Consider the following 14823-nt stretch of genomic DNA (forward strand, 5'->3'; position numbering starts at 1 on the left):
ATTAATCAGCCTTTCCTTTAATTAATTTCTTTTGTGCAACTCCAAATAATACTATTACAGTAGCTAAATACGGTATCATCTGTGTAAATTGAGATGGTATTCCAAGAGATTGAACTCTTATACCTAAAGCATCAAAGAATCCGAATAACAACGATGCTCCGTATACCTTTATAGGATTTGAACTTCCAAATATTATAGCAGCAAGAGCTATGAAACCTTTACCAGCACTCATGTTCTCAGTAAATAAAGTTAAGTATCCAAGTGATAAATGTGCTCCTGCTAAACCACAGAACATTCCACATAATATAGAAGATACATACTTAACCTTTTTAGGATTTATACCAGCTGTTTCTAATGCTTCTTCATGCTCTCCAACTCCTCTTATCCAATAACCATAAGGAGTTTTATAAAGTAGTATATATACAAGTGCAACTAATATCCAACTAACATAAACTAGTATAGAGTGATTATTAAATATCTTATCTAAAAACTCTATTTTATCTAAAAAAGGAATGTGTACATCTGGAAGAGGTACTATATCTGGTGATGAAAAAGCTCCTTTAACTCCAAATATACTTCTCAATAAGAATACAGTAAGACCACCTGCAAATATATTTATAGCTATACCTATTATAAACTCATCAGATTTTAACTCTATTACGAAAAATCCGAATAAAGCACCAATTGCTACTCCAGATATTACAGCAAGTAATACTCCCATTAACGATGATGAAAAGAAGTAACTTCCCAACACTCCAAAGAAAGCACCTAATAAAATCATACCTTCCATTCCTATATTAAGTATTCCAGCATGCATTGTAAGAAGTCCTCCAAGAGCTGCTAATATAAGAGGTGTGGCTGTTCTTATAGTATTTTGAAAAAGTGCTAAATCAAATATGTCCTTCATTATTTCACCAACTTTCCTTTATTCATACTTCTTCTTTTTATAATTTGTTTAAATCCATTTTCTCCTGCTATAAATAGTATGATAACAGATTGAATAACTAGTATAAGCTCTGATGGTACTCCTGTTGTAAGTTCCATAGTGTTAGATCCTGTCTTTAATACTGCAAAGAATATTGACATTATAACTATCCCTACTGGATTGTTCTTAACTATTAAAGATACAAGCATACCATCAAAGGCTAACCCCTTTGATATATTCTGTAAGAATCTATAGTGAGTTCCATATACTTCAAAAGCTCCTGCAATACCACATAAAGCTCCTGATAAAATCATAGCAAGAATCATGTATTTTTTATTGTTAAGACCTGCATATTTAGAGAACACACTGTTTTCTCCAACTATTTTAAAGTTATATCCATATGAAGTCTTTTTTACCATATAGTAAACTAAAATAGCTATTATCATAGTGTAGAATATGCTTGTGTTAAGCTTACTCATAGCTACAAGCTTTGGAAACTTGTAAGCCTCGGCTATCATATCTGTTCCACCCATTTTCCCTTGTTGAGCTTGGAATGGATAGTTAACTAAATAGTTAGTAAAAAGCATTGCTATACTGTTAAACATTATAGTAGTTATAACTTCATCTATATTATATTTAACCTTAAGTAGTGCAGGTACATAAGCATAAAATCCTCCAGCTAAAGCCGATGCTATAATAGCTGCAATTACAGCAACTATAACAGGTAAATTAGTGAATGTAAAACCTACATAAGCTGCTGCAAATGCTCCTAAGTACAGCTGCCCTTCTCCACCTATATTGAATATTCCACTTCTAAACGATATTGCAGTAGCAAGTCCTGTAAGTATTAATGGAACAGTCTTTGCTAGTGTACTAGCCATGGCATACTTTGATCCTAAAGCTCCTTGTAGTAGCGCAAAATATCCCATCGCTGGATTCTTCCCATTTAAAAGCATTATTAATGCCCCAAGCAATAAAGCCAAAGTTATTGCAAGTAAAAGAGAACCTATATATTCAAAATCAAACTTCTTTCTCCCTTTCATAGTTAACACCTTCCTAATTTCTATTTCCTGTCATGTAGTATCCTATATCCTGCTTAGTTATTTCTGTACTCTTAAATTCTCCAGTTATTTCTCCATCATAGATACTTATTATTCTATCTGATAATCTAAATATCTCATCTAACTCTGCAGATACTAATATAATTGCACAACCTTCATTTCTCTTCTTTATAATTTGTTCATGTATAAACTCTATAGCTCCTATATCTACTCCCCTAGTAGGCTGAGATATTAAAAGTATAGAAGTATCAAATGAAAACTCTCTTGCAATTACAACCTTTTGCATATTTCCACCCGATAAAGAGCCTATTCTCACTTCTTCAGAGGCAGTTCTTACATCAAACTTTTCTATTAGTTTCTTAGCATATTCCTTTATACTATCTCTTTTCAAATGTGTTCCTTTAACTGCAAACTCTTCATCGTGTTGTTTTCCCATTAGAATATTGTCCTCTATAGAAGAATCCTTGCTCATTCCAGTAGTAAGTCTATCCTCTGGAATATGTGCAACTCCTAAATTTCTTATTTTTCTAGGAGATAAATTTGAAGCATCTACGCTATTTATAGTTACAACACCTTTTTCTACTTTTCTCATACCCGCTAGAGCTTCTATAAGTTCACTTTGTCCATTTCCTTCAATACCAGCAACTCCTAATATTTCTCCAGCTTTTATAGAAAGGTTAACTCCTTTTAGTGCGTCAAATCCTCTATTATCTTTAACCCATAGGTTATCTACACTTATCAATGTATCTCCAGAGTATTGTTTTTTCTCTATATTTTCAAATAAGACTTCTCTTCCAACCATCATCTCAGCAAGTTTTTTCTCAGTTACGTTCTTAGTCTCTTCTACTCCTATTAACTTTCCTGCTCTCATAACTCCTACTCTATCCGATATTTCTATAACCTCATTTAGCTTATGAGTTATTATTATAACTGTCATATCTTTTTCTTTAACTAGCTTTTTTATAACCACAAATAACTCTTTAGTTTCTTGAGGAGTAAGTACAGCAGTTGGTTCATCTAATATTAAAATATCCGCTCCCTTATACAAGGTTTTTAATATCTCTACTCTTTGTTGCACTCCAACTGATGAATCTTCGATTTTTATATTAGGATCTACCTCAAGACCGTACTCTTTAGATAAACCTCTTATAGCTTCACTAGCTTTTTCTTTATCTAAAAAAACACTATTCTTTTTTATCTCATTACCCAAAACAATATTTTCCGCTATAGTAAATGATGGTATTAACATGAAATGTTGATGAACCATACCTATACCTTTTTGTATAGCAGTTGATGGACTAAATTCCTTTATCTCTTCTCCCTTTATAAAAACTTGACCTTCAGTTGGTCTATGAAGACCATACATAGTTTTCATAAGAGTAGATTTACCAGCTCCGTTTTCACCTACAAGTGCATATATCTCACCTTTTTTAACATCAAGAGATATATTATCATTTGCAAGAACTCCAGGAAATCTCTTTGTAACTCCTACAAGTTTTATAATTTCATTGCTCATACGTTGGCCTCTCTTTTCTATTTATTGGTTAAAAAAAGAAGAAGATAATCTTCTTCTTTTTCATTTTTAAAGATTTTCAATTATTTAGCTTCTGGTACTTCTATTTCTCCAGCTATAATCTTCTTAGTTAAATCATCTATCTTAGCCTTAGTCTCATCATCTACTAATTTAACCATATCATCTGTTCCATAAGACATAGATACTCCATTTTCCTTAGCTCCATACTCGTATACCTTACCAGCTTCAAATTCATTGTTTTGAATTTTTTGTAAAGATTCAAATATAGATAAGTCTACACCCTTAACCATACTAGCCATTATGTTATCTGGGTTTATGTATCTTTGGTCTGAATCCACACCTATTGCAAACTTATTAGAATCTTTAGCAGCTTCAAATACTCCTTCTCCAGTCTTACCAGCAACTTGGAATATTATATCAACACCTTTAGAATAAAGAGCAAGTGCACTTTCTTTACCTTTTGCAGGATCTTCAAAATCTCCAGCAAATATAGTTTCAACTTTAATGTCCTTATTTACATATTTAGCTCCAGCTTCATAACCTACTTGGAAGTTTCTTATAACAGGTATATCCATACCTCCTACCATTCCAATCTTTCCAGTTTCAGTCTTCATAGCAGCTAATGCTCCAGCTAAGAAAGAACCTTCATTTTCTTTATAATCAATACATGCTATATTGTCTACACCTTCTATTACATTATCTATATATATATATTTCTTATTTGGGAATTCTTTTGCAACTTCTTGTATTACATCATAAAATTCAAATCCAACAACAACTACTACATCACTTATGTTTGAAGCTTGAATTAATTGATCAGTATATAATGTTGCATCATTTTTACATTCTAATACCTTACCTGTTGCTCCTAATTTTTCTATTGCCATCTTTAATCCTTCATTACTTGAGTCATAGAACGATCTATCTCCTAGACCACCAGCAACTACTAATCCAACCTTTAATCCACCTTCACTTGTTCCACTTTCATTATTGCTTTCTTGAGTCGTTTTTGATCCACAACCAACTAAGAACATTACTAATACTAAAGTCATACTTAAAATTCCTAATAATTTCTTTTTCAATTTATTTTCCTCCTTTTATATTAGCCCTTAGGCCTAAAATCTTTGTTCTTCTCTTTCATATATAAGCGAGTCTATATCTATTATCTGTATTTTATATCTATCTACATTTATATAGCCTTTGTCACTTAATTCTTTTAATATCCTATTAATACTCCTCTTTGTAACCACAAACTGCTCGCTTAACTGGTTCTTACTCACATAAAAATTATTTAATTTCTTCTTCTCTCTTTTTTCATAAGCTGTTATTAGATAATCACAGATTCTAAACTTTAAAGAATACAAAGTATCTTCTATTGCTTTCTTAGATAAATCATAACTTATTTTACATAAGCTTTTTAAAAGATATAAAGTAATATTATTATCTTTTTCAATCCATTCAATAAAATCTGATTTCTTCATTCTAATCAGTGTAACATCTGTTATACTTTTTATTTCGCATATATAAGGTAGGCTTTCAAATATTTCTAATTCACCAAAATAACTTCCTTCCTTATATATAGATTGAGAATACGTTTTCCCTTTTTCCGAAGTATGATATACATTTACACTTCCACTAACTATTACATAAAAATATTCATATACATCATTGAACTTACATATTATACTTCCCTGCTCATATTTCAGGACTTCCCATTTTTCTAAAGTATCACTATGTGAATTTAATATAAGTTTGAATATTGGATAATCCTTATTCAATATCTCTTTCAATTAAATTCCTCCTAACTTCATTATAATTTGTCGTTTTTCGTTTTTGAAGGACATATGTCCCATTTATTATACACTATTAAAGAAATTTATACCATATGATGTATACAATATTCCTTTATGTTATATTATTTATATTTTTTAAAAATTTTCATATCCTTTCATAGCTATTTCATTATATTATATCCTAATACCCTTTTAAATAAAGTTTAAAAAGTATCATTATAAAATTATATTTAAGTTATTTATTCAAATTTTTAAATTACACTATTAAACTAAAAAATTCGTCTACTCACTTACGCGGTAACTCATGTCGGCAATGATCCCTAATGGTCTCCGTTGCTTAAAAATAGTTGCAAGTGTAGCTTTTTCAATAAATTATCCACAAAACAAAAAATTATAATACCTTAGTATATAAAAATAGGATGTCTCAAAATAGAAATTAATTTCTATTTTAAGACACCCTTTAATACTAATATTTGTTCTTATAACTAATATTTCTTAATGTTATTCTTATGATTCTTCTTAAAATAGGTCTGACTTCAGGAATTGTAATTCCATAATATCTTATATCTCTAATAACACCTGTATTTGATCTTATTAAATTTCTTAAAATTTGTTGAGAAGTTTGTTGTATATCTAGAGGTGGATTATATATATCAATACTTCTTAAAGTAAAGGCAACTACTCTTCTTACTATACTTCTTACTTCATTTCGTGGTACTCCAAGCTTTTCTAATCTATTAAATATGTTTGTTGTGTCTCTGATTATATTTGTTATTCTTCTAATTTCCTTTTGAATATCGTACACAGGAGTTGGTTTTTCAGTATACGATAAAATTAATATTATTATTCTTTTTAAAAATCTATATATCTTTTTATATTCTATTCCATAAATACTCAATATAAAAAACAGCCATGAATGTTCTTTATTCAGGTCCTTTAATAAATAATCCGCTTTTTCTTCTTTTGTACCTTTATATTTATAGCGATTGTCTTGTACATAATTAACAATAAATCTTAGTAAAGATGTAACAATATTGTTGTTCATTCCTTGATTGTACATATTAGGAAAATCATTTTCTATTCCTTTAATTATATAATCTATATTTTTCTGATCTTGTCTATATGAATTTTCATAACTTTTCAATATCATAAGTGGATTAAAAAACATAAAATCACCTCCAAAATTTTATTCCAAAGCTAAGAGTTCTAAGGCTCAACCCTCTTAACACTAGATATAAGAACTCTACGGCTTATGGATTAGTTTATCCCTAGGGCACTTACGCAACTAAAAATTCAGTTGGAGTAAGACTCCATCTGAATTAAGTTTTACTTCATCTCTTATATAATACGTAAAAAATCTCATAAGGTGATATTACAACTTTCACCTATACTTAGTTTATTATCTTCATAATGCAAGCATTATCTTTATTAAATAAAAAAATTCGTCTACTCGCTAACGCGGTGACTCATGTCGCCAACGATCCTTCCAGGCTCCGTTGCTCAAAAACACTTGCAAATTTAGTCTTTTCACTAAGTTATCCACAAAACAAAAAAACTGCTTAGCTAAGCAGTTTTTATATGAATATTCCTTGTATGTTAATATCCGGCTTGATTTTTCTTATTTCACTTACTAATAAATGAGAACCGTTAAGACTTATGAAGTAGGATTTATTATCTTTTGTTTTTATTATTATTCTATCTGGTTGCCCATTTTGCATTCCTATACTGTAATTAACATTGTCTTGACATGCATAATAAGTAGATTCTGATATTTCTCTTATATCTTCTATTGGTATTATCAATTTTGAGAACGCATATTTTATCACTAGTTTATTATTTACAACTTCGTATCTTGTGTTTAAAAAAACCATAAAATAACATATAATAATACATACAATCAAAATAGTTATAATGGTATAAATGATAAACACCTCTTTCTTACATAGTGGTTATTTTTTTAACACACTTTTATTATACACTATATTAGAATATTTTTCCATAAATTATATTCACTTTTATATGTAAAATATGATAAGTTTATTTTATGTATATTATTTGAAATATATTTATGTAATATAACTATTTCTATATAAGTAGCTCACTAAAATAAAGCTTATTAAAATATTAAATATTTTAATAAGCTTTATTTATACTCTTTTAATATATTAAAAAGAGTTAGCCATTTTTTTAATTTCTTCATATAAACTAGATTGTACTTGGTCTTTTGATAATATACTAGTTCCATCAATTAATATAGAAGATACATCTTCTACTCCTAGAAATGGTATTATAGCTTTCATATAAGTATTTCCAAATTCTATATTATTAGAAACGGCTTGTTCATACATCCCACCCATGGCTTGTATATGTAAAGCCTTTTTATTGTTTAGTAACCCAACTGAACCATTTTCAGTATATTTAAAAGTCTTACCAGCTATACATATAGTATCTATATACGCCTTCATCATAGGTGGTAATGAAAAATTCCAAAGTGGAGTTACAAATATATACTTATCAGCATTTATAAATTCATCTGTAAGTTCATTTATTCTTGAAACTTTTCTTTGTTCTTCATCACTTAGACTTGTAAATTCACTTCCACTTTGAATTTTATTCCATCCACTTAATACATCTTTATCTATTAACGGTATATCTGAATTATATACATCTATTTCTACTATCTCATCATTAGGATTTTGTTCTTTATATAAATTAATAAACTCACTTCCAGCCGATAAGCTAAATGAGTTTTCTTCAGATTTTGGATTTGCAGTAATATATAAAATTTTACTCATTAAAATCATTCCTTTCACTTTATCTTATATATTTTTTACCCAAAAAAATCTGATTTAATTACATTTCTTTTTTTGTAATATATGGAATCAATATTTATTTACTAATATAGTAATAAACAATTTTTATAAACAAAATATCATCTTGACCTTATAGTAACTATACAGTATAAAATAATCTTGTAAAATAATGCCTAATTTATTTAAAAATTTATTAGATTTGAAATTTAGAGGCTAATACAAAGGAGGAAATAAAGATGAATTATACAATTCTATCTCCTAAAATACCAAAGGAATTAGAAAAATTTAAATACTTCGATAACAATATTCAAAATGATGATTGTTTTTGCAATAAAATCATTTACGATTGCTGTATTGAAAACCAAACAGCATCACATGTGAATTTTGAACAAATTGTATTTAGAAATGTTGATTTTAAACAAACATCTTTTAGGTCTGTTGACTTAACCGATGTTAGATTTGAAAATTGCGATTTATCTAATGTAGATTTTAGTGGTGCTATTATACATAGAGTAGAAATTATAAATTGCAAGATTATGGGTATAAATCTAAGCGAATCAACTCTACAAAATGTAATATTCGAGGACTGTAATGGTCAATATGCTTTTTTTAGATTTTCACACTGCAAACATGTTAGTTTTAAAAATTGTTTACTACATAATGCTGATTTTCAAGAATCTAAATTTACTAAATTTAACTTTTTAAATTGTAATTTACAGCATGTTCAAATGTCAGGAACAAAACTAAAAGGGATTGATTTAAGCAGTTGTGAAATTGAAGGAATAGGAATACGAATAGAAGATTTAAACGGGGCTACTGTTTCTCCTATACAAGTAGTTTCATTTTCAAATCTTTTAGGTCTTAATATTAAAATATAATTTAGAAAGGTTGATAATTATGAGTAAAATTAAATTAACAGATGAAATTAAGAGTAAAATTATAGATGATATTCAAATATATTTTTTTGAAGAAAAAGAAGAAGATATCGGAAGGTTAGGTGCTGAACTATTTCTAGATTTTATTATGAAAAAAATAGGGCCTATGTTTTATAATCAAGGAATTATAGATTCATATCATTTAATGGAAGAAAAAATAGAAGAATTGTATGCTTTAGATATAACAGTAGATAAATATTAGAGATACTAATTCTTATATTTTTTTGACAGAAGGTTATTATATATCAAAACAAGCCTCAACAAGTAGGCAAATTAAAAAATCTACTTTTTGAGGCTTTATGTTTTATATTATTATATTAAATATTCATCCAATCCGTATGAAAGATACCGTCTCTATCATTTCTTTTATAAGTATGTGCTCCAAAATAATCTCTTTGAGCCTGTATCATATTGGTAGACAAATTTTCACTTCTATACGCATCGTAATAATTTAAAGAAGAACTAAAACCAGGAACTGCTATTCCACTTAATGCAGCAGTACTTACTATTCTTCTCCAAGCATCTTGTGCTTCATTTATTTGCTCCATAAAATAAGGATCTAACAATAAATTATTTATTTTAGGATTTCTTACATAGGCATCCTTTATTCTATCTAAAAATTTAGCTCGAATAATACACCCACGTCTCCAAAGCATTGCTATTTCTCCATAATTTAGTTCCCATCCATGCTCCTTTGAAGCTTCTCTTAAAAGGGTAAAACCTTGCGTATAGGCACACATTTTTGAAGCATAAAGAGCTTTTCTTATATCCTCAATAAATTGTTTTTTATCTATTTTAATATTTTTTTTAGGTCCATTAAGTTTCTTCGAAGCCTCAACTCTCTCTTCTTTAATAGTTGATATTCCTCTTGCAAATACAGCCTCTGTTATACTTGGGGTACAAACACCTAAATCAAGTGCTTCTTTAGAAGTCCACTTGCCTGTCCCCTTTTGTCCTGCAATATCTAGTATAACATCTAGCATAGGTTTATTTGTTTCTTTATCCTTTTTCCCTAATATATCTGCTGTTATTTCAATTAGATAAGACTGTAATTCTCCATCATTCCATTTTTCAAATACTTCTTTCATTTCTTCTTCAGACATATTAAGTAAATTCTTCATTAGATAATAAGATTCTGCTATAAGTTGCATATCAGCATATTCTATTCCATTATGTACCATCTTAACATAATGACCCGAACCATCTTTACCTATATAACTACAACAAGCTTCATTATTATTTACCTTTGCAGAAATATCTATTAGTATTTCCTTACAAGCTTCCCAAGCTTCTTTAGTACCTCCAGGCATGATGCTAGGTCCTTTTAATGCACCTTCTTCTCCACCAGAAACTCCTACTCCTAGATAATTCATTCCTAATTCTTCAAGTCTATTACTTCTTCTTATTGTATCTTTAAAGAATGAATTTCCTCCATCTATAATAATGTCTCCCTTGTCCATATAAGGTGTTAATATGTCAATTGTATCATCCACTGGTTTTCCTGCTTTAATCATTAAAAATATCTTGCGAGGTTTCTTCAATGAATTTATAAATTCTTCAATAGAATATGTTGGAATAATATTAGTATAGTTATTCCCTTTTCCATCAATAAACTCTTTTGTACTATTTGATTTTATATTATACGCAGAAACAGTATAATTATGGTTAGCAATATTCAAAGCAAGACTTTGACCCATCACACCTAAACCAAATAATCCTATATCTGAAATACCCATTTTTTTCACTCCTACTATAACTAGTTACTAATCGAACTATTATTTTTTAATAGCTTCACTCCATGCTTCTACTAATCTATTTCTATTTTCACCAGACCATTCTAAATCATAGTTTATAAGCTTAGTATCTTTGAATGGTAAAGCTTTTTCTGGTGGATTTGCATTTGGATTTGTTAAGAATTGATAAGAACCATTTTGTTGACCAAATTCTTGACATTTTTTTGTTAATGCCCAATCTACAAATATCTTAGCCGCTTCTAATTCTGGTGCTCCATTTAATATAGCTACTGATCCTACTTCATAACCAGTTCCTTCTGTAGGTACTGATAATTTAATATTACTAAACCCTTCTTCCATATGTCTTATTCCATTATGAATAAAAGTAATTCCGATTGCAGCTTCACCTAACGCAGCATTTTTAGCAGGTGCTGATCCTGATTTTGTATATTGTTTTATTTGCTTATCTAATTTTGCCATGTATTCAAGAGCAGCTTCTTCTCCTCTTAATTGAACCATCGTAGATAATAAAGTATATGCAGTTCCTGATGATCCTGGATTAGCAACTACAATACGTCCTTTAAACTCAGGTTTTAATAAATCATCCCATGAAGTTGGTAACTCTAAATTATTTTCTTCAAAATATCTTCCATCACATACAAATCCAAGATATCCTTGGTAAATTCCTGTCCAATATCCTTCTTTATCTTTAAATTGATCTGGTATAATTTCTGCATTTGGTGATGCATATTTATAAAGTAATCCTTCTTTTTTTGCGGCTATGAATGAATCTGCAGGACCACCATACCAAACACTTGCTTTAGGGTTATCTTTTTCTGCCCTAATTCTACCCATAGTTTCTCCGCCACTCATTCTTACAAAATTAACTTTGATTCCAGTTTCTTTTTCAAATTCCTTTGCTATTACTAAAGCTTGTTGCTCAACTACACCAATATACATAGTTAATTCTTTTGGTGTTTCTTTACTTGTCTCACTAGATGTTTCCTCTGAATTACTTGTTCCGCATCCTGCTAGCAATGACATACACATTACTGCTACCATGCACATAGATAAAAATTTACTCCACTTTTTCATATAAATCTCCCCCTAATTTTATATTTGAATTAAACTTAGCTTTATAAAATATGAATGCTCTCTTCCTTTAGAGATACTTTAACTTTTTCACCTATATTGAAAACTGTTTTACTTATAGGATTTGAGTCTTCTATTTTAAGTATTTCATTATCTACTCTTACTGTATAATCTTGAACTGAACCCATAAACATAGAACTTTCAACCAACCCATCATAATCACCTTCATGACCTATAGTTATAGCCTCTGGTCTTATTACTAATCTAATTTTGTCACCTTCGCATCTAGGCTTGTTTCCCTTTAGTGGAAGTTTTATTGATTGTCCAAGCATTGTTACATCTAAAAAGTCTTTACCTATATGATCAATCACTCCATCTACAAAGTTTGCAACTCCTATAAAATCTGCTACAAATTCTGATGCTGGCTGTTGATAAATTTCTGTAGGTGTTCCTATCTGTTCAATATTTCCTTTGTTCATAATAATTATTTTATCTGATAGACTCATAGCCTCTGCTTGATCATGAGTTACATAAACGCTTGTAAGTCCTAAGGTCTTTTGAATTCTTCTAATTTCATTTCTCATAACAACTCTTAACTTAGCATCAAGATTTGATAATGGCTCATCAAATAATAGTACCCCTGGCTCCATTACTAAAGCTCTAGCAAGTGCAACTCGTTGCTGTTGTCCTCCTGATAACTGATTAGGATATCTATTTTCCATTCCATTTAGACCAACTAAATCCAATATTTTTTCCGTTTTTTTCTTAATTTCATCTTTGTTCATCTTTTTAATCTTTAAACCATATGCAATGTTGTCATATATTGTATAGTGTGGAAAAAGCGCATAGCTTTGAAATACCATAGTCGTATCCCTTTTATCAGGGGTAACTTCATTCACATTATCATTACCTAAATATATGTTTCCACTAGTCACTTCTTCAAAACCTGCAATCATTCTTAAAGTTGTTGTCTTACCACAGCCGGAAGGTCCAAGAAGTGTTACAAAATCTCCTGCTTCTATTTTTAGAGATATGTTATTAACTGCAGTAAATACACTTTTATTTTCTTGACTAATGTATTCTTTAACAATATTCTCTAATAAAACACTCTTTGATTCTCTCATTATAGATACACTCCTTATTTATAATCTAATATCATCTTTGCTAGCTCCCATAAGCCCAATTAATTTATACATTATTCCAATTACAATATATACAATAACAATCAATACAGTTGAAAATGCAGCTGCAACTCCGAATTTTCCACTCTCAATTTGATCTAATATTGATATTGTAAGAATATTATATTTTGCTGAAACTAGGAAAATAATTGCACTAATAGATGTCATGCTCTTAACAAATGAATATACTAACCCACCAAAGAATGATGTCTTTATAAGTGGTAATGAAATAGATGTAAATACCTTAGCTGAATTTGCACCTAAATCTGATGCTGCTTCTTCAATGCTTGGATCAATTTGTTGAAGTGCCGTTACTCCCGATCTAATTCCTACAGGTATACTTCTTGAAATATACGCAATTACTATAATTGCAGCTGTTCCCGTTAAAACAAATGGCTTATTATTAAAAGTTAGAATATAACCTATACCAATGACAGTCCCTGGTACTGCCATTCCAAGCATAGAAATAAATTCAATAAGTCCTTTCCCTATGAATTTCTTTCTAACAATTAAAAATGCAATGACCATACCTATTAATCCTGTGAACGGGGTTGCTATAATAGATAGCCAAGTAGTATCTAAAATGGCTTTGGCTCCCACATCAAAAGCATATTTATAGTTATTTAAAGTTAAGCTATAATCAATTCCCCAAAGCTTTACAAAAGATTCTAATGGTATAAGTGCATAGAACATAATGATAATAATAGATATTCCTAAAGAAAAAATAGCTAATGGATATACAATATGTTTTTCACTAATTAATACTCTTTCCTTTGAAGCTTTACCCGTGATAGTCACAAAAACCTTCTTTTCTATGTAGTACTTTTGTAAAATAAACAGTAGTATCGATATGTTAAGTAAAATCACTGCTATGGCAGCTCCACCCTGCATATCATAATTCCCAATTGCTTGTAGATAAACCTGTGTAGCCAATGTAGTATAATCTCCTCCAATAGTAATTGGATTGGCAAAGTCTGCAACCGACTTTATAAATACTAATAAAAATGCATTTGCTAAACCAGGTTTAATAAGAGGTAATGTAACATTGCAAAAAGTTGCACCCCTTGATGCTCCAAGATTTCTTGAAGCTTCCTCAATAGATGGATCTATAGATTTTAACAATCCATTTAATAACAAATATGCGATTGGAAAATAAGATAATGTTTGAACAAATACCAAACCTTTGAATCCATAAATATTAAAATTATCTATTCCCAATAAATCATGGGTTATAAGACCTCTACTCCCAAATAATAGAATTATTGATAAAGCTACTGCAAAAGGTGGTGATACTATTGGTAGCATAGCTATCAAATTAAATGCTTTTTTAGCTCGCATTTTTATATATGCACTACAATAAGCAAATACAAATCCTATAAAAGTACCTAATACCCCTACTACTGTAGCCAGTATCATAGTGTGTGAAATAGCAGTTATATTATCTGAATAACTAAAAGCTCTAATATAACCTGATAAAGATAAATTTCCATCCAAGTCTATAAGACTTTGTTTCAATACATTATAAAGTGGTGCAAGAATAAATAATACTAAAGACAATAACACTAATATAATCGTTGTAATTAATATTGGGTCTCTAAAATGTCTTCTTGTTTCCATTAGCTTATTCTTCCATATTATTGAAGAACTTACATTTGACTCTACTTTCTTACTCATATGCTATTCTCCTTTCTAAGTTTTTTATGAAATTATAGTATAACTATATTTGTTTTTCTGTAAACAATTTTCATTTTTCACT

Annotated in this window: 14 protein-coding genes; 2 read left to right on the top strand and 12 right to left on the bottom strand. The window is 29.5% G+C overall.

The window, feature by feature from the left end:
• Position 1: 1 nt before the first annotated feature.
• The 8 genes from P4S50_RS13305 to P4S50_RS13340 form a co-directional block, all read right to left on the bottom strand.
• A complete protein-coding gene (locus tag P4S50_RS13305) occupies positions 2-907 on the bottom strand; it encodes an ABC transporter permease (protein WP_277731285.1) in 906 nt (301 codons plus the stop codon).
• Positions 907-1968 carry an ABC transporter permease gene (locus P4S50_RS13310; protein WP_277731286.1) on the bottom strand — a complete coding sequence of 354 codons (1062 nt, stop codon included), beginning with the start codon at positions 1966-1968 and terminating at the stop codon, positions 907-909. The genes P4S50_RS13305 and P4S50_RS13310 overlap by 1 nt, the downstream gene beginning before the upstream one ends.
• 13 nt (positions 1969-1981) lie before the next feature.
• On the bottom strand, positions 1982-3502 hold the full coding sequence (locus P4S50_RS13315) for an ABC transporter ATP-binding protein (RefSeq protein ID WP_277731287.1): 1521 nt from the start codon (positions 3500-3502) through the stop codon (positions 1982-1984).
• Positions 3503-3582: 80 nt separating this feature from the next.
• Positions 3583-4602 (bottom strand): BMP family lipoprotein, encoded by a 1020-nt coding sequence (locus P4S50_RS13320; protein ID WP_277731288.1) that lies wholly within the window; start codon positions 4600-4602, stop codon positions 3583-3585.
• A 33-nt stretch (positions 4603-4635) separates the two neighbouring features.
• The gene (locus tag P4S50_RS13325; protein ID WP_277731289.1) at positions 4636-5310 is read right to left on the bottom strand and encodes a Crp/Fnr family transcriptional regulator; all 675 of its coding nucleotides are present in this window, start codon (positions 5308-5310) and stop codon (positions 4636-4638) included.
• 469 nt (positions 5311-5779) lie between these two features.
• A complete protein-coding gene (locus tag P4S50_RS13330; protein ID WP_277731290.1) occupies positions 5780-6481 on the bottom strand; it encodes a hypothetical protein in 702 nt (233 codons plus the stop codon).
• 406 nt (positions 6482-6887) lie between these two features.
• Positions 6888-7184: a SunI/YnzG family protein gene (locus P4S50_RS13335; protein WP_277731291.1), complete on the bottom strand. Its 297-nt coding sequence runs from the start codon at positions 7182-7184 to the stop codon at positions 6888-6890.
• Between the two features lie 294 nt (positions 7185-7478).
• Positions 7479-8108 carry an FMN-dependent NADH-azoreductase gene (locus tag P4S50_RS13340; protein WP_277731292.1) on the bottom strand — a complete coding sequence of 210 codons (630 nt, stop codon included), beginning with the start codon at positions 8106-8108 and terminating at the stop codon, positions 7479-7481.
• 254 nt (positions 8109-8362) lie between these two features.
• Between P4S50_RS13340 and P4S50_RS13345 the strand changes: the two genes are divergently transcribed.
• Both P4S50_RS13345 and P4S50_RS13350 read left to right on the top strand, forming a co-directional pair.
• Positions 8363-9004 carry a pentapeptide repeat-containing protein gene (locus tag P4S50_RS13345; protein ID WP_277731293.1) on the top strand — a complete coding sequence of 214 codons (642 nt, stop codon included), beginning with the start codon at positions 8363-8365 and terminating at the stop codon, positions 9002-9004.
• 19 nt (positions 9005-9023) lie between these two features.
• Positions 9024-9263 carry a DUF2164 domain-containing protein gene (locus P4S50_RS13350; protein WP_277731294.1) on the top strand — a complete coding sequence of 80 codons (240 nt, stop codon included), beginning with the start codon at positions 9024-9026 and terminating at the stop codon, positions 9261-9263.
• A 115-nt stretch (positions 9264-9378) separates the two neighbouring features.
• Here P4S50_RS13350 and gndA read toward each other — a convergent pair whose 3' ends face one another.
• Genes gndA through P4S50_RS13370 form a run of 4 tightly spaced genes read right to left on the bottom strand, consistent with a single transcriptional unit; the run spans position 9379 to position 14741 of the window.
• Positions 9379-10797, bottom strand: a complete 1419-nt coding sequence (gene gndA, locus P4S50_RS13355; protein WP_277731295.1) for an NADP-dependent phosphogluconate dehydrogenase — start codon at positions 10795-10797, stop codon at positions 9379-9381.
• 39 nt (positions 10798-10836) lie between these two features.
• Positions 10837-11889: an extracellular solute-binding protein gene (locus P4S50_RS13360; protein ID WP_277731296.1), complete on the bottom strand. Its 1053-nt coding sequence runs from the start codon at positions 11887-11889 to the stop codon at positions 10837-10839.
• A gap of 41 nt (positions 11890-11930) precedes the next feature.
• On the bottom strand, positions 11931-13010 hold the full coding sequence (locus tag P4S50_RS13365; RefSeq protein WP_331489609.1) for an ABC transporter ATP-binding protein: 1080 nt from the start codon (positions 13008-13010) through the stop codon (positions 11931-11933).
• 18 nt (positions 13011-13028) lie between these two features.
• A complete protein-coding gene (locus tag P4S50_RS13370) occupies positions 13029-14741 on the bottom strand; it encodes an ABC transporter permease (protein ID WP_277731297.1) in 1713 nt (570 codons plus the stop codon).
• Between the last annotated feature and the right edge of the window lie 82 nt (positions 14742-14823).

Origin of the sequence: Tepidibacter hydrothermalis (assembly GCF_029542625.1) — a bacterium.
Taxonomy (GTDB): Bacteria; Bacillota; Clostridia; order Peptostreptococcales; family Peptostreptococcaceae; genus Tepidibacter_A; species Tepidibacter_A hydrothermalis.

Bases quoted from the DNA above. Each gene is read 5' to 3' on its own strand.
- P4S50_RS13305 (WP_277731285.1), bottom strand. From the start codon at position 907: ATGAAGGACATATTTGATTTAGCACTTTTTCAAAATACTATAAGAACA.
- P4S50_RS13310 (WP_277731286.1), bottom strand. From the start codon at position 1,968: ATGAAAGGGAGAAAGAAGTTTGATTTTGAATATATAGGTTCTCTTTTA.
- P4S50_RS13315 (WP_277731287.1), bottom strand. From the start codon at position 3,502: ATGAGCAATGAAATTATAAAACTTGTAGGAGTTACAAAGAGATTTCCT.
- P4S50_RS13330 (WP_277731290.1), bottom strand. From the start codon at position 6,481: ATGTTTTTTAATCCACTTATGATATTGAAAAGTTATGAAAATTCATAT.
- P4S50_RS13335 (WP_277731291.1), bottom strand. From the start codon at position 7,184: ATGGTTTTTTTAAACACAAGATACGAAGTTGTAAATAATAAACTAGTG.
- P4S50_RS13340 (WP_277731292.1), bottom strand. From the start codon at position 8,108: ATGAGTAAAATTTTATATATTACTGCAAATCCAAAATCTGAAGAAAAC.
- P4S50_RS13345 (WP_277731293.1), top strand. From the start codon at position 8,363: ATGAATTATACAATTCTATCTCCTAAAATACCAAAGGAATTAGAAAAA.
- P4S50_RS13350 (WP_277731294.1), top strand. From the start codon at position 9,024: ATGAGTAAAATTAAATTAACAGATGAAATTAAGAGTAAAATTATAGAT.
- gndA (WP_277731295.1), bottom strand. From the start codon at position 10,797: ATGGGTATTTCAGATATAGGATTATTTGGTTTAGGTGTGATGGGTCAA.
- P4S50_RS13360 (WP_277731296.1), bottom strand. From the start codon at position 11,889: ATGAAAAAGTGGAGTAAATTTTTATCTATGTGCATGGTAGCAGTAATG.
- P4S50_RS13365 (WP_331489609.1), bottom strand. From the start codon at position 13,010: ATGAGAGAATCAAAGAGTGTTTTATTAGAGAATATTGTTAAAGAATAC.
- P4S50_RS13370 (WP_277731297.1), bottom strand. From the start codon at position 14,741: ATGAGTAAGAAAGTAGAGTCAAATGTAAGTTCTTCAATAATATGGAAG.